This window comes from Gordonia sp. (in: high G+C Gram-positive bacteria), from assembly GCF_049647785.1.
Lineage (GTDB): Bacteria > Actinomycetota > Actinomycetes > Mycobacteriales > Mycobacteriaceae > Gordonia.
On sequence record NZ_JBARYI010000090.1, the window covers coordinates 26284 to 50637 of the forward strand.

Below are 24354 nucleotides of genomic sequence, written 5' to 3' on the forward strand. Positions count from 1 at the left end.
GACCTCGGAGGCCGCGCGGATCTTTGCTGTCTAACGCTTACGGGATCAGCGCAGGAGCGCGCGGCTCATCACGACACGCTGAATCTGGTTGGTGCCTTCGTAGATCTGGGTGATCTTGGCATCGCGCATCATGCGCTCGACCGGGAAGTCAGTGGTGTATCCGGCGCCACCGAACAACTGCACGGCGTCGGTGGTGACCTCCATGGCGACGTCGGACGCCATGCACTTGGATGCCGAGCTAATGAATCCCAAGTTCGATTCGCCACGCTCGGCGCGAGCCGCAGCGGTGTACACCATGAGGCGTGCCGCTTCGACCTTCATCGCCATGTCGGCGATCATGAACTCGACGCCCTGGAACTGGCTGATCGTCTTACCGAACTGCTTGCGGTCCTTGACGTATTCGATCGCTGCGTCAAGGGCACCCTGGGCCACACCGACGGCCTGTGCACCGATGGTGGGACGCGTGTGGTCGAGCGTCGCGAGCGCCGTCTTGAAGCCGGTGCCCTCGTCGCCGATGATCCGATCGTCGGGGATGGTGCAGTTCTCGAAGTACAACTCAGCGGTGGGGCTGCCCTTAATGCCGAGCTTGTGCTCGAGCGGTCCCACGGTGAAGCCCGGGTCGTCCTTGTGGACCATGAATGCCGAGATGCCGTTGGCGCCCTTTTCTGGGTCGGTGACGGCCATGACGGTGTACCAAGAGGACTTGCCGCCGTTGGTGATCCAGCACTTGGAGCCATTGAGAACCCAGGTGTTGCCGTCTTTGCGGGCGCGGGTCTTCATCGATGCGGCATCGGAGCCCGCTTCGCGCTCGGACAGGGCGTACGACGCCATGGCCTCGCCCGACGCGATCGACGGCAGCACCTTGCCCTTGAGTTCGTCGCTTCCGGACAAGATCAAGCCCATCGTGCCGAGCTTGTTCACGGCGGGAATCAACGATGCCGAGACGTCGACGCGTGAGACTTCCTCGATGACGATGCAGGCCGCGACCGAGTCTGCGCCCTGACCGTCGAATTGCTCGGGGACGTGCACGGCATTGAAACCGTTGGCGACGAGAGCGGCGCGCGCTTCCTCCGGGAAGCGGGCATTCTCGTCGACGTCCTTGGCGTGCGGCGCAATCTCCTTCTCAGCGAGGGCACGGATGGCCTCGCGCAGCGCCTGATGCTCTTCCGGGAGCTGGAAGAGGTCGAAACCGGGGTTTCCGAACTTGCCCATCATTTCTCCTTCGCTGCCGCGCAGCTTCAAGACACCCGCTTGTCACTGAGTGCCGCATTTTTATTCTAATTCAGTTGACCACGGCACTGAGTGCCGCGTCAATTGGTTTCGCACCGCTTCGGCAATCTCGTCGGGTGTCGCTGCCGCCGGGAACGTCACGACGGCGACCTGCGACGACAGGTCGGGCGTCGTCGGCGGCGTCGGCCGCGGCCCGATTGCGGTGGCGTGGATCGTCAACAGCTCGCGGTGCAGGGTTTGCGCCGTCGCTTCCTTCTCGCCGCGCACCATCGACCGCAGCAGGAAGTTGTGGACACCTGTCACCGCCGAAGCAAATGCCACGATCCGCACCCGCGGCACATCGGGCAGGCAGCGCCGCAGATAGTCCTCGAACACGCGTTGGTACCGGTAGGTGGTCACGAGTTCGCGATCGCGCAGAGCCGGAACCTGGGCGACGATCCGGTACCGACGAACAGCCAACTCCCGAACCGCGGCGAAGTGGTCGAAAACCAATTCCGCCGCCGCACACACCGCCCACCACGGATCCTCGCCAGCAGCTTCCGCGAAGCTCAGGTGTTCGTCGACCTGAGTCAGGAGCGACTCATGGTCGGCAAAAATCAGGTCTTCCTTCGACCGGAACTGCCGAAACAGGGTTCGACGCGAGACGCCAGCGGCCGCCGCGATGTCATCGACCGGGGTGGCTTCGTAGCCGCGCTCGGCGAAAAGTCGAATCGATTCGGCGACGACATGCATGCGAAATTCCGCCACATCGGTGGATACCTGGTCGGTCGTAGCCATGGCGTAAGTATGGCGCAGAACAGTTCTGAATGTGCGCAACGCTGCCAGTGATTCCGCCCCGGCTACCTCGCCCCGACTGTCCCAATGGGGCAAGCTGGAACCATGAAGGTTCCGCACATGGTCGCCCGCGCCAACAAGTACGTCACCAACCCGATCCAAGGCCTGTGGGCCGGCCGGATCGCACCGTGGGCGATTGTCCATCACGTCGGGCGCCGGTCGAATCGCGCGTACACCACCCCCGTGATCGCCTTTGTTAAGGACGGCCGCCTGAGCATTGCGCTCAACTACGGCGAGAACTCTGACTGGGTCAAGAACGTGCTGGCAGCAGGTGAATTCACACTTGAACAAAGCGGCAAGAAGATTGAGATTGCCGGCGTTCGCGTGATTCCCTCCGACTCCCCCGACATCGTCAAACCCGCCCGCATCCCAGCAATGCTCGCCGACTCGGTCCTGTATGGCCGCGTCGTCGGAAACTAAGGGCGGTCTCCCGTGATCCACGGCCCGCTCGACGGGTTCGAGCGCGGCGAGTTCACTGAGAACTCCGTCAGCCATCACTACTATCGGCGCGGATCGGGCCCGGCCGTCATCGTGATTCCGGAAATCCCCGGACTGACCCCGAAGGTCGCCGACTTTGCCCGACGTGTGAGCGACGCCGGATGCACGGTCTTCGTACCGTCGCTGTTTGGGGTCGACGGCGCCGAACCGCAACCAACCGGCCTTAGCGACGCTCCTCGCACCGGAGCGCTCATGGTTCGCTCACTCGGAAAAGTTTGTGTCAGTAGAGAATTCACGATCTTTGCCACCGGGAAGACCTCCCCCGCCGTCGCCTGGCTCCGTGCCCTCGGCCGCCACGCACATGCCGAATGCGGTGGCCCGGGCATTGGCGCGATCGGAATGTGCGTCACCGGCGGCTTTGCGCTCGGGATGGCGGTCGACGACGCAATGCTGGCCCCAGTTTTGTCGCAGCCATCCCTTCCGTTGGGTATCACGCCCGCGCGGCGTCGCACCATCGATATCTCCGATGACGACCTGACCGTGGTGAAAGCCCGCTGCGCCAAGGGCCTTCAGGTGATGGGTGCGCGATTCGCGGATGATCTCTTAGTGCCAGGTAGTCGCTTCGACTTTTTGCGCGACCAACTCGGCGACGCCTTTATCGGGGTTGAACTCCCCAATTCGGCAGCCAATCCCGCTGCCCTCATCCCGCCCCACTCGGTCGTGACCGAGCACCTGATTGATCGGCCCGGCGAGCCGACCCGGGACACACTCGACGCCATCATCGACTTCTTCCGACAGAAACTGGAGGTCGCGTGAGCGACTCGCTCGACTACCGTTCGCTCGGTGACCCCTTCAACGTGGCCCTCAACGGCCTGCAGTCGGAGTTCGCCCGCAGCCGCGGTCGCATCACCAGTTTCACACCCGACGTTTCCGTCTTCTACGGGCATCCGCGCGTGATGACCGACACCGACTGGGCGGACATGGCTGCGCTCGCCGGCCCCGGCCGCACGGCGAGTGTGCGGGATTGCCAAACTCCCGTGCCTGCCCACTGGGATTCACTCGACACCATCGACCTGGTCCAATACTCGGGCGAAAACGTGGTCCCCGAAGCCAGTGACGACTTCACCGTGCTCGGTGTCGAGGATGTGCCCGAGATGACGGCGCTCGTCGAACTGACCAAACCCGGTCCGTTCCTGCCGCGCACCATCGAGATGGGCACGTACCTCGGCTACCGCGAAGGTGGTCGGCTGCTGGCCATGGCCGGGCAGCGACTCCACCTTCCCGGATGGGTCGAGATCAGCGCCGTCTGCACCCATCCCGATGCCCGCGGGCGAGGGTTGGCACGACGGTTGGTGGCTGCCGTTGCCCAGGTGATCGTTGACGGTGGCGAAACTCCCTTTCTACACACCTCCGGCGACAACCCGGCTCGGCGCCTGTACGAACGCATGGGTTTTGTGTTGCGCAGCAATGTCACCCTGGAAATAGTTCGAGTCCCACAGGAGGCCTGACGTGTTTAGCTTTGACCAATTGTCTGTCCCGATCGCTGGCGCACCCATGGCTGGCGGCGTCAGTACCGCCGAACTGACCGCAGCCGTCAGCAACGCTGGCGGTATCGGCATTCACGGCGGTGCATACCTATCGGGCGACCAACTCGGTGCCGCCATCGCCGAAATCAGGGCCCTGACCGACGCTCCTTTCGGAGTGAATTTGTTTGTGCCGGAGGAGATCGGATTCGACGCGGCGGCATTCGCCACGTTCCGCGATCACCTCCTACCGCTCGCTGCGGAGTTGGGGGTCGACCTCCCCGAGACTGTTGCTTACACCGATGATTCATTCGACGACAAGATCGAGGTGCTGATTGCCGAACAGGTGGCGGCGGTATCGTTCACCTTCGGTTGTGCCGACGCTGCCACAGTTGCTCGCTTGCACGCGGCAGGTACGGCCGTGATGGGTACCGTGACATCGGTCGAGGAGGCGCTGATCGCCCAGCGTGCGGGCGTCGACGCCCTCTGCGCCCAGGGCGTGTCGGCAGGCGGCCATCGCGCCACCTTCCACATCACCGGCGAAGACCCCGAAATCGATACGATCCCACTGGTGAAAACCGTCATCGAAGCGACCGAACTGCCAGTGGTTGGTGCCGGCGGCATCACCTCGCGCGCGGATGTACGCGCTCTGCTCGACACCGGTGCCGTCGCCGCAAGTGTGGGAACGCTGCTGCTGCGCTGCCCGGAGGCAGGCACTCGGCAGGCCCATCGGGATGCACTCGTCGACCCCCGATTCACCGAGACCGTCACCACGCGGGCCTACTCCGGCCGATTGGCCCGCGGCCTGGTCAACGCGTTCATCACTTCGTACACCGCGACAGCGCCGCCTGTGTACCCGCAGATCAACACGCTCACCGGGGCCATCCGCCGGGCGGGTTCGGACAATGCAGACGTCATCAACCTGTGGGCCGGAGCGGGCTTCCGCGCCGCCGAAGCCATTCCGGCTCGCGAGGTCATCGCGCGCCTGGCCCCGTAGCCGGTCGGTTCAGGCCCTCTCAGTCCTCGAAAAGGCTGCGGCGCAGGTTCTCGTCCTTCTCCAGGACCATTTCCTCCAGGCTCGCTTGGAACGCCGACATAGCCTCCTGCAAGCGAGGATCGGAAGCACCGAGGATGCGTGCGGCGAGGAGACCGGCGTTGCGCGCCCCACCGATCGAAACGGTCGCCACCGGTACCCCGGCCGGCATCTGCACGATCGACAGCAGCGAGTCCATTCCGTCCAGGTACTTCAGTGGCACCGGTACCCCGATCACCGGTAGCGGCGTGGCCGAGGCGACCATGCCCGGCAGGTGCGCGGCACCGCCCGCACCGGCAATGATTACCGAAATTCCGCGCCCGGCAGCGGCTTTCGCGTAGTCGAGCATTCGTTGCGGGGTGCGGTGCGCAGACACGACACCCACCTCGAACGGGATACCGAACTCGGCGAGTGCCTCGGCGGCAGCCTTCATCGTCGGCCAATCGGAGTCGCTGCCCATGATCAGGCCAACGCGCGGTGCGGGCGGGGTCGGTGCGGTCATTCTTTGCTCCAAATCTGGTGAAGGTCGGGCATTAAGTCGGTGCGGCTACGCTGCGTGCGGATCCCAGCCGTCGGTCCACTCCGCGTGGCTCATCCAGTGCGCGGCACGCTCGGCGCGCTCGCGGACGTCCGTAATCGTTTCGCCCGCCAGCCCCACAATGTTCACGTGCCCAATCTTGCGGTCGGGCCGCTCTCCCTTGCCGTACATGTGAACCTTCGCCTCCGGCATCCGGGCAAACAGGTGATGCAGGCGCTCGTCCATCGACATACTCGGAGCCTGTTCAGCGCCGAGAACATTGGCCATGACGACCACGTCCGAGCGTGCCGACGTCGCACCCAGCGGATAGTCGAGAACCGCGCGCAAGTGCTGCTCAAACTGCGAAGTCACCGCACCATCCATGGTCCAGTGGCCGCTGTTGTGCGGGCGCATCGCAAGTTCGTTGATGATGAGCGTGCCGTCAACGGTTTCAAACAATTCCATGGCCATCGCGCCGACAACGCCGAGTTCGTCCGCCAATCGCAACGCCATCTGTTGCGCTTCCTCGGCCCGTTCGGCGCTCAATCCGGGAGCCGGGGCCACGACGACGGCGCACTGGCCTTTTCGCTGAACAGTTTCGACGACGGGCCACGCCGCACCCTGCCCATAGGGCGACCGCGCGATCATGGCAGACAGCTCGCGCACCATCGCCACTTTTTGCTCCACCATCAACACGGCGTCGCCGCCAACCTGCGCGTCGAAAACCTCAAGGGCTTCCGCGCGCGAATCCGTCAGCCACACCCCACGACCGTCGTAGCCGCCGCGAACCGCTTTGAGGACGATCTGCCAGTCGTGGGCGTCGCCAAAGGCGATTAGCGTCGCGCGAGCCTCCGACGAATCGCCAGAAAGGTCAGCAAAGTCGGGAATCGGCAGACCCAGTTCCGATAGGCGCAACCGCATCGCAAGCTTGTCTTGCGCAAAGTGAAGCGCTGTCGACGGCGGTCGGACGTTAACTCCCTCGGCTTCCAGAGCCTGCAGCAGATGCAACGGGACGCCCTCGTGGTCGAAGGTCAACGCCACCGCCCCCTCCGCTGCCGCACGGAGCGCGTCCAGATCATTGTGCGAACCCAAAACCACATTCGCACTCACTTGCGCGGCTGGTTCATCGGCACTGCCAGCCAAAACCCGCAGGCACTGACCGAGAGCGATCGCTGACTGGTGCGTCATGCGAGCCAGCTGTCCACCACCGATCATGGTGACGGTAGGCATGGCGGGAGAACGACGATCTGGGCGAGAAGTCACCCGTCAATGGTGTCATGCCGGGCAGGTCTCGCGCTCACTGCCACCTGCCGGTGCTTACCATTCGGACCGGATTAAGTAGACTCGGCGCTTGTGCCAACCATTGACGGGGTAGTGAAGAGCTTGCCTGAACCCGTGCGACGTCTGGTGTTGAAGCACAGCGAACTCATCAAGTTTGCGATCGTCGGCGGTACCACGTTCGTGGTCGACACCGTCATCTACTTCATCCTTGCGTTCACTGTGCTGGAGACCAAGCCTGTGTTCGCGAGGATCATTTCCGGTGTCATCGCCGTCATCTTGAGTTACGTTCTGAACCGCGAGTGGGCGTTCAAGAACCGCGGTGGTCGCGAACCCACCCACGAAGCAACATTGTTCTTCATGATCAGCGGCATCGGCGTTTTGTTAGCCGCCGCACCGATCTTCGTCGCCAACAATATTTTCGACTTGCGCACCAATATTTCCGGTTTGGAGTTGGCAGTCGTCGACTTCCTTCTCGGTTTTATTCTCGGCAACATTCTCGGCATGGGCTTCCGATTCTGGGCACTGCGCCGATTCGCGTTTCCCGAGGAGCAACCCCGCGGCGGCGAGGGCGGCTCCACCGATATCAATCCGACGGCCGGCGAACTCAACGATGAGGAACTCGGACACGCATAAGTCCGTCGTCGGATCCGTCGTCGGCTGAACTCTCCGAAACGACCGGATGCATCGGCGAGACCAGCGAAAATACAGCTGGCCGTCGCGAGACCAGTTCCAATCGCCCACCGTCCGCTTCGACGAGTGCCCGCGCCAGCGACAATCCGTACCCGCTGCGACTACTTCCGGACACTCCGCGGCGGAAAATGTCGGCTGCCAATTCGTCGGAGACACCGGGACCGTCATCGGAGACAGTAATCCGCACCATTTCGGTGCGAGGCAACATGCCGATGCGCACCACACAGGTACCGGCACCATGGATGAGCGAGTTGTCGACGAGGACGCTCAGAGCTTCACGCAACCGTCCGGGCCTCCCGTAAGTGCGCTCCACCGAGTCGGCGACCTCCATGCGGAGTTCCCGGTCTTGCGCCGCGAACGCCGGTTCCATGTCCTGGATCAGGGTGCCGATCACGTCGGCGACATCGATCGCTACGCGCGCTTTGGAGTCCGCCCGCGATGCGGTCACCATTTCGTCGAGCTCATTCGCCAGCCGTTCAACCTGCTCCATACCCGCTTCAGCTTCGGAAACCACAGCGGGATCGGCATGCAGGGTGAGTTCGTCGAGACGCAGATGAATGGCCGTCAGGCGACTCCGCAACTGATGCGATACGTCCCCAACGATGGCGCCTTCGCGTTCAAGTCGCTGCAGGATTTCCTGGTTCGCGTCGGCGAGCGCCGAGGACACCCGGTCAAGTTCGTCAATCCCGTAGGTCGGCCAGTCCGAGGAAAAATCGCCACGCGCCATCGCCCCGGCACGCTCGGCAACGTCGGTCAGCGGTTCTGACAGCCTCCTGGCAGTAATCACCGCGACGAGCGCTCCGCCAATGACGGCGATCAACACCGCGGCCAGCAGGGTCAACACGGCCAAGAGTTGGGTTGGTCGAATGTCTGATTGAGGGACAGCCAAGGTGAGGTCGGCGTTCGGCCCAAGGTTGACCGATTCGGAGGTCGACGCACCGTCGAACGTCGAACCGATCTGGTTTGTCCCGCGCAGGTATGTCCCGGGATGCTCAGGATCGGGAATCCGGTACGACAGCGTGAGCCGACCGTTCCTCGGCACCAACAGTCGAAACTGCTCCAGATTCAGCTCTTGAGCGGGCACGGCACGGCCAGCCGCTTCCTCGGCGAGGACGTGCTCGCTCATGCGTTTAAGTCGCCGAGACAAATCCTGGTGCGACGTGGTGGCGAACCAATCCCAGGTAATGATCGTCATCGGGACGCCAAACATGACGCCCATGGCGACGAGCGAAGCGATCATCATCTTCAATATTCGGCGGCGCACGGGGAAAGCCTACGGATCGAAGCGAAAGCCAACGCCCCGGACGGTGACGATGTGCTTGCGCTTCTTCGGGTGGTCGTCGCCGATCTTTCTGCGGATCCAGGAAATATGCATGTCGAGGGTCTTTGACGATCGCAGGTCTTCCGAGCCCCAGACCGCGGTCATGATGTCGTCGCGCGAGACGAGCTCGCCGGGCCGCTCCATGAGGAATTGCAAAAGGTCGAATTCGCGATTGGCGAGCGTCAGGTCTTCCCCGTCGACCACGACACGCCTGGCACGCGGGTCGAGTTGGATGTCGCCGGAGTCGAGGATTTCGGCTTCCTCTGCGGTGGCTACGCTGCGTCGCATCAGGGCGCGGACACGCGCCAACAGTTCCGCGAGGCGGAACGGCTTCCCGACGTAATCGTCGGCACCGGCGTCGAGTCCGACAACGAAATCCACTTCGTCGGTCCGTGCGGTCAGCATCAGAACGGGGAGCTGCGGGCGTTCGGCACGAACCCGCCGGCACACCTCGAGGCCATCCATGCCGGGTAAGCCGAGATCCAAGATCAACAGCCCGTAATCGCCCGATAGAGCCTGCTCCAGCGCATCGGGGCCGGTCGCGGCGATGTCGCAGTCATTGCCCTCCCGCGTTAGCGCCCGGGCGAGCGGTTCGGCAATGGCCGCATCGTCTTCGGCGAGCAGCACTTGACGGCTTCCAGTCATCGCTGGCCTTCCCCTCGTAGGTCGGACCGATGCGGGTCGTTCCGATTCCGATCACCCCGGAACTGGTCGCCTCGCGAGTCGAAGAGGCTGTCATCGTCGCGCTCGTCGAGCAGTTCCTGATACAGCTGAGCGTGCACGCTCTCGACGTTCGGAATGTCGTGGAACTGCAGCGGTTCGTCGGATGCCGACTCGATCATGAGGGTGCCGGTGCGCAGGATCCGGTCGACGAGGCCGTGCCGGAATTCCACGGTGTTGATTCGCCGGATCGGGATGTCGATGCCCGACCGAGTCAGGATCCCATTGCGGTAGATGACGCGTCGGTCGGTCACCACGAAGTGCGTCGTCTTCCACGACAGCAGCGGTCGTACCAGGAACCAGCCGACCAGCACTACCCACAGGACCGCAATCACGATCGTGACCCAGAACTTCACCGCATCCGAGGCGCCCGACGACCGCAGGTAGCCGACCGCAGCACCTGCGACCGCAGTGCCCAGCCAGAATGCCAAAATCGGCACAACCAGGCTCTTCCAGTGTGGGTGCCGATGGATGACAACGACCTCGCCGGGTGCCAGATTCTCGCGGGGGTAGCCCATGCTGACTTACCTTAGTGCCGGAACCTTAAAGGGAGCCGATAACAGCGCTACACTGGCCCGATCGGGGGCCATCGGCATCTAGACGGCACCCACCGAGCGAGCATAGGGACCATGACCTACAACGATCCGCGCGACCCGAACTACCGCCAACCGCCTCGTACGCAGGCCTACAGTCAGCCGGTCGACTATGGCCAAGGCTACGATCAGCAGGCACAGTACGACGACCAGTACTCTCCCGCCCCGGCTAAAGCACCCCGCCGCGGCCCGGACATTGATCCGTTGATGTTCTGCGGCGGCGTCCTGATGACCGGCGTGGTGACCGGTCTGGCCGCATGGCTCGTCGCCTGGGTGATGCAGGCGATCGTCCAGAAGATCAACGATTCCGGACAGTTCGGCGTCTGGAACCCCCTAGCGCAAAGCGAGCTGTGGTTTGCGCTGGCTGGTTTCGTCACCGCGATTGTCGCGGGCGCATTTTGGTATCTGCTACAGATTTCTACGCCCGCCCCAGACAAGTTTTACGGCTGGGTGGTCGGTCTACTGATTGCCGCCGCAGTCCTCCTGCCGTTGCTGCTGTCGGCACAGATCTCGTCGGGCATCGGCACGGCCATCGTGCATCTGGTGATCGGCCTGCCGATCTTGACGCTGATCCCCACGATGGGCCGCAGCAGCCATCGCAAGGCCTAGGGTCAACGCTTAAACGGGTCGCAGGTGCGTCACGTCGCCCGCCGAGGCGGCGATGACGCCCGCTGGCCCGTCGACGAGGATGCGGCCTTCGTCGTCGATGTCGACAGCAGTCCCGATCACTTCCACTTCCCCGGGCAGGATCAACCGGACACGCGACCCCAGCGTCGAACTCACCGCACGGTAGCCCTCTGCGAGGCCCGCAATGTCGGCAGGCCACGAGGCCAACCGATCCGACAGCGCCCGCAGGTAGGCCACTGCCACAGCAGTTTGGTCGACGGGCCTGCCCACGACAGTGCTGATCGATGCCGCCGTGTCCGGGGCACTCCCAGCGGGCAAGTCGAGGTTGAGTCCGGTCCCGATCACCGCGACTCCCCCACCACCGGGAAGCTGCCGAAACTCCGACAGGATGCCCGACAGCTTTCCGCCCTGCTGACCGTCAACACCCGGTGCCAACACATCGTTGGGCCACTTCAATTGTGGTGCGGCACCGTCCATCGCGGTGACGGCGTCGTGCACGGCCAGCCCCGTCAACAACGACAACCAACCCAGGTGCTCCACGCCAGCCGAATCGACGGTGACGGCCACCGAGATCGCGAGCTGCCCGGGCGGGGTTTCCCACACTCGCGCATGCCTGCCTCGGCCCGACGTTTGGCGCGCCGCGATCAAAACTGTGCCGTTGATGTCATCAGCGGATACCGGTTCTTCGGCGAGCCGGGCCATGAGGTCCGCATTCGTCGAACCGGTCTCGGCGACCACCTCAATCCGCCGCCACGCGGTGCCACTCAACTCGACAGTGAGGATGTCCTGGTCGGGGACCTCGAGACGCGGATCTGAGCTGTTCATAGGAGGGCAGTTTACGGATCCGGGTGTTGGCCCTCACACGAGGATGTTGAGAGTGATTTCAAATGTGAGGCTTTTCTCATCTTCTGGCCGCGATTGACCGGGGTGGGGTGGAGATAGTTAGCATCGATGGTCATGACCACTGCTTCACGCGATGAGGGCACCGCACCTGACATCCACACAACGGCCGGAAAGCTCGCCGACCTCCGCAACCGGCTCGCTGAAGCCGAGTTCCCCGTAGGCAAGGCTGCTGCCGATAAGGCGCACGACAAAGGCAAGCTGACCGCTCGCGAGCGCATCACGCACCTGCTCGACGAAGGTTCCTTCGTGGAACTCGACGCGCTGGCCCGTCACCGCTCCACCAACTTCGGCCTCGCCGATCGTCGCCCGATGGGCGACGGCGTGGTCACCGGCTACGGCACCGTCGATGGCCGCGAGGTCTGCGTCTTCAGCCAGGACGCTGCCGTCTTCGGTGGCAGCCTCGGCGAGGTGTACGGCGAAAAGATCGTCAAGGTCATGGACCTGGCCATCAAGACCGGCCGCCCGCTCGTCGGCATCAACGAAGGCGCTGGCGCCCGCATCCAGGAGGGCGTCGTCTCCCTGGCCCTGTACGGCGAAATCTTCGGCCGCAACGTCCGCGCCTCCGGCGTGATCCCCCAGATCTCGCTCATCATGGGCCCGAACGCTGGCGGCCACGTCTACTCCCCCGCACTGACCGACTTCGTGGTCATGGTCGACAAGACCAGCCAGATGTTCGTCACCGGCCCCGACGTCATCAAGACCGTCACCGGCGAAGACGTCACCCAGGAAGACCTCGGTGGCGCGTCGACCCACATGACCAAGTCCGGTGTCGCCCACTACGTGGCAGCTGACGAAGAAGACGCCCTCGACTACGTCAAGGAACTCCTCGGCTACCTGCCCAGCAACTGCCGCGCCGACGCCCCCCGTCTGCCCGCCCCGCAGCGTGACGGGTCCATCGAGGACAACCTCACCGAAGAAGATCTCGAGCTCGACACGATCATCCCGGACTCCCCGAACCAGCCGTACGACATGCACGAGGTCATCCGGAACATCCTGGACGACGACGAGTTCCTCGAAGTGCAGGCTGAGCGCGCCATGAACGTCATCGTCGGCTTCGGTCGCGTTGACGGTCGTAGCGTCGGCATCGTGGCGAACCAGCCGACCCAGTTCGCCGGCTGCCTCGACATCGACGCCTCGGAGAAGGCCGCCCGCTTTGTTCGCACCTGCGATGCGTTCAACGTTCCGATCGTCACCCTCGTCGACGTCCCCGGCTTCCTGCCCGGCACCGACCAGGAGTACAACGGCATCATCCGCCGCGGCGCCAAGCTGCTGTACGCCTACGGCGAAGCCACCGTCGGCAAGATCACCGTCATCACCCGCAAGGCTTACGGCGGCGCGTACGACGTCATGGGCTCCAAGCACATGGGCGCAGACGTCAACCTGGCTTGGCCCACCGCCCAGATCGCCGTCATGGGTGCCTCCGGTGCTGTCGGCTTCGTGTACCGCAGCAAGATCAAGGAAGCTCAGGCCAACGGCGACGACGTCAACGCACTGATGCTCGAACTGCAGCAGGAGTACGAAGACACCTTGGTGAACCCGTACGTTGCGGCCGAGCGCGGCTACGTGGATGCGGTGATCCCGCCGAGCCACACCCGCGGCCAGATCGCGAACGCCCTGAAACTACTCGAGCGCAAGCTGGTTCAGCTTCCGCCGAAGAAGCACGGCAACATCCCCCTGTAGTTGCCCGTGCCAGAACTGTAGTTTCGCCCGAGAACAGAAAGGCGAGTCCGCATGAGTGCAGACGTCACCTCGGCAACCGGCGACGATAAGCCGGCCGCACCGTTTTTGACCATCGTCGACGGCAACCCCACCGACGAAGAACTGGCCGTCCTGGTCGGTGTCTTCGCATCCGCCGGCGGCTCGGGCAACACTGAGCCGCCAACCCGGAACGACTGGGGTCGCCCCATCGACATGTTCCGCGTCAACTGGGGTCAGCCCGGCAGTTTCACCAACAGCGGTAGTTGGTGACGGGCGTTCCCGCTTTACCTTCGACGACCGTCGTCCTCGGATCGGCCTCGCCAACCCGCTTGCGGGTATTGCGAATGGCCGGTCTGCGGCCGACGGTCGTCGTTTCGGATGTGGATGAAGACGCCCTCCTCGACGAGTTGGCCGGTGCCCCATCCGACGAGATCGTGACACGCCTTGCCGAGGCGAAAGCCGATGCGGTGGTCGCGGCGGTCGTAGCGGATGGTCGTGCCGTCGACACCGTGGTCCTCACGTGCGATTCCATGCTCCTCATCAATGGCGAGCTGGCGGGAAAGCCGCATACCCCCGACGTCGCGGTGGAGCGGTGGAAGGCGATGCGCGGCAGTACCGGACATTTGCTAACTGGGCATTGCGTTCGGAAAATCGTCGAAGGCGAAACGGTCGCCTCAACGAGCCGCTGCGAGTCGACGGCGATCCATTTCTCTGATGCCCCCGATGAGGTCATCGAGCGCTACGCCGCCACGGGCGAGCCACTTGAAGTGGCGGGTGCCTTCACCCTCGACGGCTACGGTGGCTGGCTCATCGACGGCATCGACGGCGATCCCTCATCCGTCTTGGGCATCAGTCTGCCGCTGGTGCGCAAGCTGCTCGCTGAGATCAACATCAACGTCACCGACCTCTGGATCGCTCCGACACCGTCTTCGTAGGCCACCGTCTTCGTAGGCGGTCGTAGGTTAATTCGCTCCGCGAATTAGCCCTGCAAGACCTCTGGCCAATATTGCTTCAAGCAGTCACCGGGCTGGCCCTGCCGCTTCAAGTTTTCACTGAAGCCACGCCAGAGGGCGGTCGCGCGGGCAAAGGAAGTTCCGTGGCCCTGACCGGACTTCGCATCTCCGACGCTGATGATGAGTGCCGCGGCCTGTGCCATTTCCTTGAACGACAGGTCCTTGCGCTCAAAAACGGTGGCCGCCCAGTTCCCGGCGAAGCAGTCGGCGATGAGTTCGCGGTTGTCACCGGTCGGAACGCCGTTGTCACCCAAGCCGTACGCCTGGTTGAGGCGGAACACCACGTTGTGCCCGTACTCGTGGGCGATGATGGTTGCCGCCGTGAAATCACCGAGCATGATGCCCGACGACCCCATCAGTTTTCCATTCCAAATGTCGGTGAAAGTCTGCTCCGGCAGGATGATCGTGCCGTCGCGCTCGGTGCCACTCCCGTCCGGCTGCGTGTCGATTGGGCAGAAAAAGGCGTTCGGGAAGTCCGACGGAATCCCCTCGGGCATCTCGTCTTCCAAGCACTTGCTGACGAACGGCTGATTCGCCGGAATCAGGGCGCGGCCCGCCGAAGTCCGTTCGATGTTGAGCTGAGCGAACCAGTCCTGCCAGACGGCATCGAGGTCGTCAAGCACCTCGCTCATGTAGGCGGGAGCTGCCGTGGCTTGGTTCGACGCATCGACACCCGACGGTGCGAGCCGCTTCGACGAATACACCGGGAGCTCCGGGCAACTGGTGGTTGAGCAATGCTGCGGCGGCTTCACCGCCACCCGCTCAGGCGTGCCGTTTGTCCCGCACGCGGCCAACGTCGCCGCCGTTGCAAGGGCCACCACGGCCGCGAGCGTCGCTCGCCAAGTCTCACCAGTCCTGCGAGGCACCACTGCACTCCCCCTCCGCATCATGGGAAGAACGCTAACATCGGCAACGAATCCTCGGACAACAATGTCATTCACCCGATCTCAGCGTCATTCACCCGATCTCAGCGATCGAATTGATCGAATTGACCGAATGGAACCGGGCCCAAATCGATCCTGCGCAAGTCGCTATCGAACTCGTCAGTATGCTAGAGGGGGCGGTCAAACTTGGCCGCGTTTATGCACTTGCAGCGGCGGGAGACCTTCAGTGACTGTGGAATTCGATCCGAATCCAGCATTCGCCAACTTTGCACACCCGGAACGGCTGGTGACCACCGAGTGGTTGTCGGCGCACCTGGGGGCTCCCGGCCTCAAGATCATCGAGTCCGACGAAGACGTCCTTCTTTACGACATCGGCCACATTCCCACCGCCCAGAAGGTCGACTGGCACCTTCACCTGAACGATCCGGTGACCCGCGACTACATCAACGGTGAGCAGTTCGCCAAGCTGATGAGCGAAAAGGGCATCAACCGCGACGACACCGTCGTCATTTACGGTGACAAGAGCAACTGGTGGGCCGCATACGCACTGTGGGTATTCACCTTGTTCGGCCACGAAGACGTACGACTGCTCGACGGTGGCCGCGATGCGTGGATGGATGAGCAGCGCGAGACTTCCTTCGATGTGCCGATCTACCCGGCCACCGATTATCCCGTGGTCGAGCGCGATGACTCCAAGATTCGCGCTTACGCCGACGCGGTGATTGCCGAACTCGGCAGCACCCCGCTGATCGACGTGCGGTCGCCGCAGGAATACACCGGCGAGCGCACCCACATGCCCGACTACCCGCAGGAAGGCACGCTGCGCGGCGGACACATCCCGACGGCCGTTTCGATCCCGTGGGCGAAGGCCGCCGCACCCGACAGTCGCTTCCGCTCGCTGGAAGAGTTGAAGGAGGTCTACTCGGGCCTCGACCCGAAGACCCCGACGATCGCCTACTGCCGTATTGGCGAACGCTCGAGCCACACGTGGTTTGTGCTGACGTACCTGCTCGGCTTCGACAACGTTCGCAACTACGACGGTTCGTGGACCGAGTGGGGCAACCGCGTTCGCGTTCCGATCGCGGTCGGCGAAGAGCCCGGCACCCTCGCTGCGAACTGAGTGAGCGAAGGCCCTCATGAGCTTGCCTGCCCCGCTTGCCGAAATCGTCTCCGACTTCTCGGAGATGGTCGATTCCGACAAGGTGACCCTTCTGTTGGAGTTCGCCAGAGATCTGCCTGATCTGCCGGAGACGTTAAAGGTCGAGGCCATGGAACCGGTCCCCGAGTGCCAGTCGCCGATCTTCTTGTCGGTTGACGCCTCCGACGCGTCGGCCGTGCGCCTGTATTTCAGCGCGCCGCCGGAGGCACCGACAACGCGTGGTTTTGCGGCGATCCTGCACGAGGGGCTCGACGGTGCCAGCGCGGCGGAGATCACCGATGTCCCGAACGATTTCTTCCACGATTTGGGCTTGGCAGCGGTCGTCAGCCCGCTGCGCCTGAACGGAATGGCTGGAATGCTGGCCCGCATCAAGCGTCAGGTCAAAGAGCAAACCGCAGGCTGAAAGCCAGCTCACCGGAATGGACTTCATCCAGATTCTTGATGCGCCAATTCGACCGGGCGGCCTCGTCGAATGGATTCCAGCAGTCGCTGGCGGCCTCGGCAGTTGGCGACGCGACGACCGCGAAACCTCGCACAATCACGAGGAGCATCTCCGCTCGGCCTTCGAATATCGTGCCCGAACGCACCGCGAAGGCGGGCGGGAGTCGTGGCTGGGACTGTCCGTCGAATTCGACGAGCCAATGTCGGTGCCGTCCGTGCGCGCCGCGGTAGCCGCCTACATCAACCGTCACGAAGTGCTGCGCTCGCACGTCGTCCTGAAAGCCGATCACGACGCTAACTACCTGACGGAACGCTACACAACTGCGCCGGAAACCGTGCAGCTCAAGATGGCGCGCATCGGTTGGTATACCGAGACACCGCTGCTGTTGGAGCAGATTGCCGGTTCCTTCGACCGCGCCACCGCACCTCTGCATTGGCCGGCCTACCGGTTCGCAACGGTCGCCCGACCCAACAGTTTCACCTTGCTGTTCGCCGCCGACCACTCGCTCGTCGATGGCTATTCGCTGGTGACCGCACACCACGAACTGTCGGAGCTGTACCGGGCTGCTCGCGATCGTCGCCCGGCACAGCTTGAGTCGTCGGGAAGCTACCTCGACTTCAGCGACGCGCAGCGACGGGAAGCCGAGGCCGCCGATATCGACCATCCGGCAGCGCAGACGTGGGCCCACTTTGTTCAGCGCTTCGACAATCAGATGCCAGCCAATCCCCTGCTGAACCCATCGGCCAAGGTGGCCTCCACGTCGTCGCTCCGCGATCTGCGCCCGGGTGTCGTCACCGCCGACGATGCGCCACCGATGCCGGTCCAACCATCGCGGACTGCCCTCCTGCTCGATGAATCCGCCGCGGTCCGGTTTGAAGACTTCTGTGCCGCGGCCGGGGCCTCCCTCGTCGGTGGCCTTCTCGGGGCCTTGGCCGTCGCCTTCCGCGAGGCGTGCGGTGCCGACGAGTTTGCCGTCGTAATGCCGCGCCACACGCGGACCGATCGGACATGGCTACATTCGCTCGGCTGGTTTGTCGGACTGGCACCGATGGTGATCGACGTGTCCGACGACCCAACATTGGCCGTCGCCGCGTGTCGAAGTACCGCCGAACTAACCAATTCGAGACATGGGGCCGACCTCCCGTTCCTACGTGTGGCAGATCTCATTGGCGTCACCGGATCACCGCACATGGTGTTCTCCTATATGGACACGCGGGCCAGCCCTAAATCCGACATCGGCGATGCGGGTGCAGCCCGAGTTCTGCGGAGCCATTCGTACGCTGACGACGAAGTTTACGTGTGGGCCAACCGAACTCCGGGCGGTCTGCGGATGCACGCGCGATATCCGGCGACGGGCGCTGAGAACGTGCCAACCTTCCTTGACGATTTTGCCTCCCTACTCGCGCGTACAGCGAATGGGAGGTAGACAGTTTCCATAGTTGTGCGACATGCCACGTACCGAGCAATCGCTCGGTGCGATAATCTAAGTCGCGGAAATCACGTTGGTCGCCCAAAGCGACGTACGTGAGAGAACTACGCGCGGGAAACGTCCCGCACGAGACGCAGCCCGTCGACCCCGGATGGTGAACGCCGTCCCCGACAACGGCCCGCCGAGCGGTGGGCCACAGGAGTGCCAGTGACCAGTTCCGCTGAGATCAGCCAGACGACCATCAAGAAGGTCCTCATCGCCAACCGCGGCGAAATTGCCGTCCGCGTCATTCGTGCCGCCAAGGATGCGGGCATCGCCAGTGTTGCCGTTTACGCCGAGCCCGATGCGAACGCCATGTTCGTTCAGCTTGCCGACGAGGCCTTCGCACTGGGTGGCCAGACTTCCGCCGAGTCGTACCTGGTCTTCGACAAGCTGCTCGACGCTGCCGCTCGCTCCGGTGCTGACGCCATCCACCCCGGATACGGCTTCCTTTCGGAAAACGCTGACTTCGCACAGGCTGTGCTCGACGCTGGCCTCACCTGGATCGGTCCGTCACCGCAGTCGATTCGCGACCTAGGCGACAAGGTCACCGCTCGCCACATCGCTGAGCGCGCCAACGCCCCGATGGCCGCAGGCACCAAGGACCCCGTGCAGGGTGCCGACGAAGTCGTCGCCTTCGCCAAGGAATACGGCGTTCCCGTTGCCATCAAGGCGGCATTCGGCGGCGGCGGTCGCGGCATGAAGGTCGCGCACACCGTCGAAGAGATCCCCGAACTGTTCGAGTCCGCCACCCGCGAGGCTGTTGCCGCCTTCGGTCGCGGCGAGTGCTTCGTTGAGCAGTACCTCGACAAGGCCCGCCACGTTGAGGCCCAGGTCATCGCCGACCAGCACGGAAACGTGATCGTTGCCGGTACCCGCGACTGCTCGCTGCAGCGTCGTTTCCAGAAGCTCGTCGAGGAGGCCCCGGCGCCGTTCTTGACCGACGACCAGCGCGCCCGCATCCACAACTCGGCCAAGGCCATCTGCAAGGAAGCAGGCTACTACGGTGCAGGCACCGTGGAATACCTCGTCCAGGGCGACACCGTCTCGTTCCTCGAGGTCAACACGCGCCTCCAGGTGGAGCACCCTGTCACCGAGGAAACCGCAGGCATCGACCTGGTTCGCCAGCAGTTCGCCATCGCCGAAGGTAAGGCGCTGACCCTCACCGAGGATCCCGCACCGCGCGGCCACTCCTTCGAGTTCCGCATCAACGGTGAGGACGCCGGTCGCGGCTTTCTCCCCGCCCCCGGCCCCGTCAGCACCTACCGCGAGCCCTCGGGCCCCGGTGTCCGCGTTGACTCCGGCGTCCGCGAAGGCGACGTCATCGGCGGCCAGTTCGACTCGATGCTCGCCAAGCTCATCGTGACCGGCGAGGACCGCAACCAGGCCCTCGACCGCGCACGCCGTGCGCTCGCTGAGTTCGAGGTCGGCGGTCTCGCAACCGTCATCCCGTTCCACCGCCACATCGTCTCCAACCCCGCCTTCATTGGCGGCGAAGACGGTTTCGACATCTACACCAAGTGGATTGAGACCGACTGGGACAACACCATCGAGCCGTACACCGACGGCGAAGCCATCGAAGATGACTCAGCCCCACGACAGAAGGTTGTCGTCGAGGTTGGCGGTCGTCGTGTCGAGGTCTCGCTCCCGGGCGACCTCAACTTGGGCGGCGGCTCCGGTAACGGTGCAACCACCCGCAAGCCGAAGGCACGCACCCGCAAGAAGGGCGGCGCGGCCGCTGCTTCGGGCGACGCCGTGACCGCACCGATGCAGGGCACCGTCGTGAAGGTTGCCGTCGCTGAGGGCGACACCGTCGAAGAAGGCGATCTGGTCTTGGTGCTGGAAGCGATGAAGATGGAGAACCCGGTCACCGCGCACAAGGCTGGCACGATCACCGGGCTGTCGGCTGAAGCTGGCGCTGCCGTCACCCAGGGCACCGTCCTGCTGGAGATTAAGTAGTCTTATCCGCTTATGCCGTACTTTGGGCCCGCTTACTGGGCCCAAAGTACGGCATAGCTGTTTTTAGGAGTCGAATGTGGAAGCTGTCGAGATCAATGCGGGTGCTTGGTACTTGCGTGCCCTCCGGGACGACGATCGGCTCTCGGACGTTCCGGCCTTGACGCTTCTCGGTATCGACGACCCCGCAGGCTATGTTCGCGACACCGATGCGGCGTGGGCCGACGAATCCAGTCTCACCTGGGCGATTTGTGTCCCGACGACGGGCGAACTCGCGGCCCTCATTGGAGTCGACCGCGACGGCACGTTCCGTGGCCTGAGCCGCGACGGCTTCGGCGACGCGCTTTCCGCCGCCGCCGACCCTGCCGCCCGCTGCGCCACAGCGTTGCTCGACGTGACACCCGCCCCCCTGACCGTCGGCGTCCCGAACCGCACCTAGGCCGTTCCCGCATGATGCGTTGATTCCCGCACCACGTCTAACGTAGTGCGGGAATCAACGCATCATGCGAGAACAAGTGGGGGCGCGTTATGGGGAAGGCCGAACGGTTCGGCCTACAGCACCGAGTTGGCGGGGTTCCCCAAGTCGGTGCAGTCGACGCCCACAACGTCGTTGCGGTGATCGATCAAGTAGCGGACCGTCGTGAGGCCGGCGCCCGCCTGCTCGATCGCCTCGCGGATCCGATCCGCACCTAAATAAACGGGCTGGGCTGGCTTCCCTGCGAACTCGGCACGGCAAATCGTGTTCGGCCCCTGCGCGGCCACCGCCAACACTCGAGACACCGCGCTCGGACCAGGATCAGGACTATCGAGGGTCTGCAGGACCGCGCCGTCGAGCGCCGGATGCTGGTCCACGAAACTCAGCGCCGCCCTCACACAGGCGTCAAGACTGTCGTACCACTCGGGCAAATACAGGGTGGTTGAGATGGTGTCAGGTGCTGGCACCACGCGTGCCCCAAGCGCCACGTAGACCGAATCACATCCGCCAGCGCCAAGGCTTGACACCGCAGCCATCAGTCGTTCAACGCCAGGTACGTCGCTCTCACCTGCGGGAATGCGCTCATCCCCGCGAGCAACGAGGACAATTCCAGCGACAGATCCAGCCGGCGACCCTGAATTAAAATCATCGCCAAATCCCATGACGCCCAATTCTACTCGTTTGAATAGTATTGAGATCGCAACTGGTTCGCCCGAACGAGATACTCAAGGAGCCCCTGCTTCTCGACCCCGGGCGTCGACGCGACGACACCGCCACCGTGCAGTGTCCGCCCGTGAAGAGGGAATCCGGTGAGAATCCGGAGCTGACCCGCAGCGGTATGTCGGAACGACCGCCGTCACCTGCACTGGGAATGTGCTGCACTCGCAGCTCCCGGGAAGCGACGGCCACTAGAAGCGGGCTCCCTTACGGCGAGCACGCACGCCGACCAGCCCGAAGACCTGCCTGATGCATCGGAAGCACACGCTCCCGATGGTTGTCCGCCTCGCGGAAGGGCTCGAAGTCTTCGTTTCTTCTGTGCCCGTACATGGCGGCAACCCGTTAACTACTGATGCAGGAGAGAAGAAACGTCATGTCCAACGACAAGGCCCCAAGTCCACACCGCGGCACCTTCACGACGACGGTCCCCGGCGTCGCCCGAATCGGCGCAAATCGGGAACTCAAGCGCGCCGTCGAAGCCTATTGGGCGGGCCGAACCGATGCTGCCAACCTCAAGCAGGTTGCCGACAGCATTGCGCGCGACAGCTGGAATCAACTGGTACGCAATGGCTTTGACTCCGTTCCGGTAAACACATTCTCGTACTACGACCACATGCTCGACGCCGCCGTGATGGTCGGCGCCCTGCCCCCTCGGGTGGCGTCAATTACCGATCCGTTGGACCGCTACTTTGCCGCGGCCCGTGGAAACGACACCGTGGCCCCGTTGGAAATGACCAAGTGGTTCGACACGAACTACCACTATTTGGTCCCTGAGATCGGTCCGGAGACCAGCTTCGCGCTCGACGCGAGTACCGTGCTCGGCGCGGTCGCAGATGCCCAAGCTCTCGGCATCCCGGCACGACCCGTGATCGTCGGCCCGATCACTTTCCTGGCCCTGTCGAAGACGGTCGGCGACGATGCCGAGGCGGTCTCGATCAGCCCGCTGGCGCGGATCGACGAGTTGCTCCCCCTGTACGTCGACCTGTTGGCGCAGTTGGCGGCCGCGGGCGTCGAGTGGGTCCAACTCGACGAGCCCACTCTGGTGACCGATCAGGCCGAGGGTCTCGCCGACTTGGCAGAGCGCGTCTACCGCGCCCTGTCGGAATCGACAGATCGTCCGAAGCTGTTGGTGCAGACCTACTTCGGCGATGCTCGCGACCGGTTGGCAGCCCTGGGTCGCACGGGAATTGACGGCGTTGGCGTCGACCTCATTGCTGGCTCGGCCGATTCAATTCGCGACGCCCAGCTAACCGGCAAGCATGTCGTTGCCGGCGTCGTCGACGGTCGTAATATCTGGCGGACCGACCTGCACGCAGCGTTGGAAACCCTCCGCGAACTACGACCACACGTCGGATCACTGGCGGTTTCGACGTCGTGTTCCACGCTCCACGTGCCGTATACGCTGCGCGGCGAGTCGCAGATCGACGACGCCCTGTACGGCTGGCTCGCGTTCGCTGAGGAAAAGTTCGCCGAGGTTGGTGCGCTTTCCCGGGCCTTGTTGCATGGCGAAGCAGACCAAGAACCGCAGTTCACGGCATCGCGCACGGCTCTGCTGTCGCGAACCACTGACCCTCGCCTGCACGTGCCAGCCGTTCGTGAGCGCCTGACCGGCCTCTCGTCGTCGGATTGGACACGCGCCGACGCCGCTGTTCGGCGGGAAGCGCAAGATGCGGCTTTGCCTCTACCTATTCTCCCCACGACGACCATCGGCTCGTACCCGCAAACCGTCGAAATCCGCAGGGCCCGGTCGGCACTGAAGAACGGGACCATCGATGCGGCCACGTACCGCGCGCGGATGGAGCAAGAGATCGCCCAGGTGATCGCCTTGCAGGAGAAGGTTGGCCTCGACGTGCTGGTTCATGGGGAACCGGAACGCAACGACATGGTGCAGTACTTCGCCGAGCAACTCGACGGTTTCGCCGCCACCGCCAACGGCTGGGTGCAGTCGTACGGTTCCCGGTGCGTGCGGCCGCCGATCCTGTTCGGTGACGTGGCACGACCCACCCCGATGACAGTCGGCTGGACCACTTACGCGCAGTCGTTGACGAACCGGCCGGTCAAGGGCATGTTGACCGGTCCGGTGACGATCATCGCGTGGTCGTTTGTCCGCGACGATCAGCCGCTCGCCGTGACGGCAAACCAGGTAGCGCTGGCGATCCGCGACGAAACCGTCGACCTGGAGCGGGCCGGGGTCCCGATTATTCAGGTCGACGAGCCGGCACTCCGCGAACTCCTGCCGTTGCGGACCGCTGATCGAGCCGCCTACCTCGATTGGGCGGTACGTGCCTTCCGCCTGTCGACCGCGGGCGTCGAAGACACCACCGCGGTGCATACGCACCTGTGTTATTCCGAGTTCGGCGATGTCATCGGGGCAATCGCGGCGCTTGACGCCGACGTGACGTCCATCGAAGCGGCGCGCTCGCACATGGAGGTGCTCGACGACCTCAACGACGCGGGCTTCGCTGCCCAGGTGGGTCCCGGCGTGTACGACATTCACTCGCCTCGCATCCCGAGTATCGACGAGATCACCACGTCGCTCCGCGAGGCACTGGGTGCCGTGTCGGCTAATCGCCTGTGGGTGAACCCCGACTGTGGGCTCAAGACGCGTCGCACGGACGAGGTCGTCGTGGCGTTGAAGCGCATGGTCGCCGCAGCGGTCGCGGCCCGAGCCGAGGTGGCCGCGCCCGTCGCCTAACGCTTTTCGGCCCGGAAAGCCCGTCAAATTTCCTCATTTCTGTCACAAAATCGCTCAGCGACACGACAGTTCCGTCACCGATCACGGCGTGTCGTGACGGATCGGTCGAATCGTGACAGAAATGAGGAAATTGGCCG

Annotated in this window: 25 protein-coding genes and 1 riboswitch; of the genes, 15 read left to right on the forward strand and 10 right to left on the reverse strand. The window is 63.8% G+C overall.

Annotated elements, in window-relative coordinates:
- Positions 1 to 45: 45 nt before the first annotated feature.
- Both WBA38_RS15500 and WBA38_RS15505 read right to left on the reverse strand, forming a co-directional pair.
- Positions 46 to 1212 (reverse strand): acyl-CoA dehydrogenase, encoded by a 1167-nt coding sequence (locus WBA38_RS15500; RefSeq protein ID WP_424296008.1) that lies wholly within the window; start codon positions 1210 to 1212, stop codon positions 46 to 48.
- 60 nt (positions 1213 to 1272) lie between these two features.
- Positions 1273 to 2007, reverse strand: coding sequence for a TetR/AcrR family transcriptional regulator (locus tag WBA38_RS15505; RefSeq protein WP_424323062.1), 735 nt, complete (start codon positions 2005 to 2007; stop codon positions 1273 to 1275).
- A 102-nt stretch (positions 2008 to 2109) separates the two neighbouring features.
- Here WBA38_RS15505 and WBA38_RS15510 point away from each other — a divergent pair, with 102 nt between their 5' ends.
- The 4 genes from WBA38_RS15510 to WBA38_RS15525 are packed head-to-tail and all read left to right on the forward strand — an operon-like array spanning position 2110 to position 5022.
- Positions 2110 to 2484: a nitroreductase family deazaflavin-dependent oxidoreductase gene (locus WBA38_RS15510; RefSeq protein ID WP_424296587.1), complete on the forward strand. Its 375-nt coding sequence runs from the start codon at positions 2110 to 2112 to the stop codon at positions 2482 to 2484.
- 15 nt (positions 2485 to 2499) lie between these two features.
- A complete protein-coding gene (locus WBA38_RS15515; protein WP_424323094.1) occupies positions 2500 to 3318 on the forward strand; it encodes a dienelactone hydrolase family protein in 819 nt (272 codons plus the stop codon).
- Positions 3315 to 4010 carry a GNAT family N-acetyltransferase gene (locus WBA38_RS15520; RefSeq protein WP_424296586.1) on the forward strand — a complete coding sequence of 232 codons (696 nt, stop codon included), beginning with the start codon at positions 3315 to 3317 and terminating at the stop codon, positions 4008 to 4010. Before WBA38_RS15515 ends, WBA38_RS15520 begins: the two co-directional genes overlap by 4 nt.
- Position 4011: 1 nt before the next feature.
- The gene (locus WBA38_RS15525) at positions 4012 to 5022 is read left to right on the forward strand and encodes an NAD(P)H-dependent flavin oxidoreductase (RefSeq protein ID WP_424323063.1); all 1011 of its coding nucleotides are present in this window, start codon (positions 4012 to 4014) and stop codon (positions 5020 to 5022) included.
- A gap of 19 nt (positions 5023 to 5041) precedes the next feature.
- On the opposite strand, the gene purE is transcribed toward WBA38_RS15525, so the two are convergent.
- Positions 5042 to 5560 carry a 5-(carboxyamino)imidazole ribonucleotide mutase gene (gene purE / locus WBA38_RS15530; protein WP_424293726.1) on the reverse strand — a complete coding sequence of 173 codons (519 nt, stop codon included), beginning with the start codon at positions 5558 to 5560 and terminating at the stop codon, positions 5042 to 5044.
- A gap of 45 nt (positions 5561 to 5605) precedes the next feature.
- Positions 5606 to 6838 (reverse strand): 5-(carboxyamino)imidazole ribonucleotide synthase, encoded by a 1233-nt coding sequence (locus WBA38_RS15535; protein WP_424293727.1) that lies wholly within the window; start codon positions 6836 to 6838, stop codon positions 5606 to 5608.
- Positions 6839 to 6928: 90 nt separating this feature from the next.
- Here WBA38_RS15535 and WBA38_RS15540 point away from each other — a divergent pair, with 90 nt between their 5' ends.
- Positions 6929 to 7489 carry a GtrA family protein gene (locus WBA38_RS15540; RefSeq protein ID WP_424293728.1) on the forward strand — a complete coding sequence of 187 codons (561 nt, stop codon included), beginning with the start codon at positions 6929 to 6931 and terminating at the stop codon, positions 7487 to 7489.
- On the opposite strand, the gene WBA38_RS15545 is transcribed toward WBA38_RS15540, so the two are convergent.
- From WBA38_RS15545 to WBA38_RS15555, 3 genes are read right to left on the reverse strand one after another with little or no spacing between them, the layout of a single operon-like run.
- Positions 7461 to 8810: a sensor histidine kinase gene (locus WBA38_RS15545; RefSeq protein WP_424293729.1), complete on the reverse strand. Its 1350-nt coding sequence runs from the start codon at positions 8808 to 8810 to the stop codon at positions 7461 to 7463. The genes WBA38_RS15540 and WBA38_RS15545 overlap by 29 nt on opposite strands.
- A gap of 9 nt (positions 8811 to 8819) precedes the next feature.
- Complete coding sequence (locus tag WBA38_RS15550; protein WP_424293730.1) at positions 8820 to 9512, reverse strand: response regulator transcription factor; 693 nt, start codon at positions 9510 to 9512, stop codon at positions 8820 to 8822.
- A complete protein-coding gene (locus tag WBA38_RS15555) occupies positions 9509 to 10105 on the reverse strand; it encodes a PH domain-containing protein (RefSeq protein ID WP_424293731.1) in 597 nt (198 codons plus the stop codon). The genes WBA38_RS15550 and WBA38_RS15555 overlap by 4 nt, the downstream gene beginning before the upstream one ends.
- A gap of 111 nt (positions 10106 to 10216) precedes the next feature.
- On the opposite strand from WBA38_RS15555, the gene WBA38_RS15560 reads away from it, so the two are divergent.
- Positions 10217 to 10789 (forward strand): hypothetical protein, encoded by a 573-nt coding sequence (locus WBA38_RS15560; protein ID WP_424293732.1) that lies wholly within the window; start codon positions 10217 to 10219, stop codon positions 10787 to 10789.
- 9 nt (positions 10790 to 10798) lie between these two features.
- On the opposite strand, the gene WBA38_RS15565 is transcribed toward WBA38_RS15560, so the two are convergent.
- On the reverse strand, positions 10799 to 11632 hold the full coding sequence (locus WBA38_RS15565) for a biotin--[acetyl-CoA-carboxylase] ligase (RefSeq protein WP_424323064.1): 834 nt from the start codon (positions 11630 to 11632) through the stop codon (positions 10799 to 10801).
- Between the two features lie 132 nt (positions 11633 to 11764).
- Between WBA38_RS15565 and WBA38_RS15570 the strand changes: the two genes are divergently transcribed.
- From WBA38_RS15570 to WBA38_RS15580, 3 genes are read left to right on the forward strand one after another with little or no spacing between them, the layout of a single operon-like run.
- On the forward strand, positions 11765 to 13390 hold the full coding sequence (locus WBA38_RS15570; RefSeq protein WP_424293734.1) for an acyl-CoA carboxylase subunit beta: 1626 nt from the start codon (positions 11765 to 11767) through the stop codon (positions 13388 to 13390).
- 51 nt (positions 13391 to 13441) lie between these two features.
- Complete coding sequence (locus WBA38_RS15575) at positions 13442 to 13678, forward strand: acyl-CoA carboxylase subunit epsilon (RefSeq protein WP_424293735.1); 237 nt, start codon at positions 13442 to 13444, stop codon at positions 13676 to 13678.
- The gene (locus WBA38_RS15580; protein ID WP_424323065.1) at positions 13675 to 14343 is read left to right on the forward strand and encodes a Maf family protein; all 669 of its coding nucleotides are present in this window, start codon (positions 13675 to 13677) and stop codon (positions 14341 to 14343) included. The genes WBA38_RS15575 and WBA38_RS15580 overlap by 4 nt, the downstream gene beginning before the upstream one ends.
- Before the next feature lie 44 nt (positions 14344 to 14387).
- On the opposite strand, the gene WBA38_RS15585 is transcribed toward WBA38_RS15580, so the two are convergent.
- Positions 14388 to 15242, reverse strand: a complete 855-nt coding sequence (locus WBA38_RS15585) for a neutral zinc metallopeptidase (RefSeq protein WP_424323066.1) — start codon at positions 15240 to 15242, stop codon at positions 14388 to 14390.
- A gap of 289 nt (positions 15243 to 15531) precedes the next feature.
- On the opposite strand from WBA38_RS15585, the gene WBA38_RS15590 reads away from it, so the two are divergent.
- From WBA38_RS15590 to WBA38_RS15610, 5 genes are all read left to right on the forward strand, one after another.
- Positions 15532 to 16425 carry a sulfurtransferase gene (locus WBA38_RS15590; protein WP_424295602.1) on the forward strand — a complete coding sequence of 298 codons (894 nt, stop codon included), beginning with the start codon at positions 15532 to 15534 and terminating at the stop codon, positions 16423 to 16425.
- A 16-nt stretch (positions 16426 to 16441) separates the two neighbouring features.
- Entirely contained in the window at positions 16442 to 16867 is a 426-nt protein-coding gene (locus WBA38_RS15595) for a SufE family protein (RefSeq protein ID WP_424295604.1), read from the forward strand.
- A 16-nt stretch (positions 16868 to 16883) separates the two neighbouring features.
- Positions 16884 to 18332 carry a condensation domain-containing protein gene (locus WBA38_RS15600; RefSeq protein ID WP_424323067.1) on the forward strand — a complete coding sequence of 483 codons (1449 nt, stop codon included), beginning with the start codon at positions 16884 to 16886 and terminating at the stop codon, positions 18330 to 18332.
- Positions 18333 to 18536: 204 nt separating this feature from the next.
- Positions 18537 to 20333, forward strand: coding sequence for an acetyl/propionyl/methylcrotonyl-CoA carboxylase subunit alpha (locus WBA38_RS15605; protein ID WP_424323068.1), 1797 nt, complete (start codon positions 18537 to 18539; stop codon positions 20331 to 20333).
- A 76-nt stretch (positions 20334 to 20409) separates the two neighbouring features.
- Positions 20410 to 20769 carry a hypothetical protein gene (locus WBA38_RS15610; protein WP_424323069.1) on the forward strand — a complete coding sequence of 120 codons (360 nt, stop codon included), beginning with the start codon at positions 20410 to 20412 and terminating at the stop codon, positions 20767 to 20769.
- Positions 20770 to 20882: 113 nt separating this feature from the next.
- On the opposite strand, the gene WBA38_RS15615 is transcribed toward WBA38_RS15610, so the two are convergent.
- On the reverse strand, positions 20883 to 21467 hold the full coding sequence (locus tag WBA38_RS15615; RefSeq protein ID WP_424323070.1) for a hypothetical protein: 585 nt from the start codon (positions 21465 to 21467) through the stop codon (positions 20883 to 20885).
- 103 nt (positions 21468 to 21570) lie between these two features.
- Positions 21571 to 21786, forward strand: a riboswitch (cobalamin riboswitch).
- Between the two features lie 109 nt (positions 21787 to 21895).
- On the opposite strand from WBA38_RS15615, the gene metE reads away from it, so the two are divergent.
- Positions 21896 to 24217, forward strand: coding sequence for a 5-methyltetrahydropteroyltriglutamate--homocysteine S-methyltransferase (gene metE / locus WBA38_RS15620; RefSeq protein WP_424323071.1), 2322 nt, complete (start codon positions 21896 to 21898; stop codon positions 24215 to 24217).
- Positions 24218 to 24354: the final 137 nt, after the last annotated feature.

Bases quoted from the DNA above. Each gene is read 5' to 3' on its own strand.
- WBA38_RS15550 (WP_424293730.1), bottom strand. From the start codon at position 9,512: ATGACTGGAAGCCGTCAAGTGCTGCTCGCCGAAGACGATGCGGCCATT.
- WBA38_RS15500 (WP_424296008.1), bottom strand. From the start codon at position 1,212: ATGGGCAAGTTCGGAAACCCCGGTTTCGACCTCTTCCAGCTCCCGGAA.
- WBA38_RS15570 (WP_424293734.1), top strand. From the start codon at position 11,765: ATGACCACTGCTTCACGCGATGAGGGCACCGCACCTGACATCCACACA.
- metE (WP_424323071.1), top strand. From the start codon at position 21,896: ATGTCCAACGACAAGGCCCCAAGTCCACACCGCGGCACCTTCACGACG.
- WBA38_RS15615 (WP_424323070.1), bottom strand. From the start codon at position 21,467: ATGGGATTTGGCGATGATTTTAATTCAGGGTCGCCGGCTGGATCTGTC.
- WBA38_RS15600 (WP_424323067.1), top strand. From the start codon at position 16,884: ATGGACTTCATCCAGATTCTTGATGCGCCAATTCGACCGGGCGGCCTC.
- purE (WP_424293726.1), bottom strand. From the start codon at position 5,560: ATGACCGCACCGACCCCGCCCGCACCGCGCGTTGGCCTGATCATGGGC.
- WBA38_RS15595 (WP_424295604.1), top strand. From the start codon at position 16,442: ATGAGCTTGCCTGCCCCGCTTGCCGAAATCGTCTCCGACTTCTCGGAG.
- WBA38_RS15505 (WP_424323062.1), bottom strand. From the start codon at position 2,007: ATGGCTACGACCGACCAGGTATCCACCGATGTGGCGGAATTTCGCATG.
- WBA38_RS15510 (WP_424296587.1), top strand. From the start codon at position 2,110: ATGAAGGTTCCGCACATGGTCGCCCGCGCCAACAAGTACGTCACCAAC.
- WBA38_RS15565 (WP_424323064.1), bottom strand. From the start codon at position 11,632: ATGAACAGCTCAGATCCGCGTCTCGAGGTCCCCGACCAGGACATCCTC.
- WBA38_RS15560 (WP_424293732.1), top strand. From the start codon at position 10,217: ATGACCTACAACGATCCGCGCGACCCGAACTACCGCCAACCGCCTCGT.
- WBA38_RS15555 (WP_424293731.1), bottom strand. From the start codon at position 10,105: ATGGGCTACCCCCGCGAGAATCTGGCACCCGGCGAGGTCGTTGTCATC.
- WBA38_RS15575 (WP_424293735.1), top strand. From the start codon at position 13,442: ATGAGTGCAGACGTCACCTCGGCAACCGGCGACGATAAGCCGGCCGCA.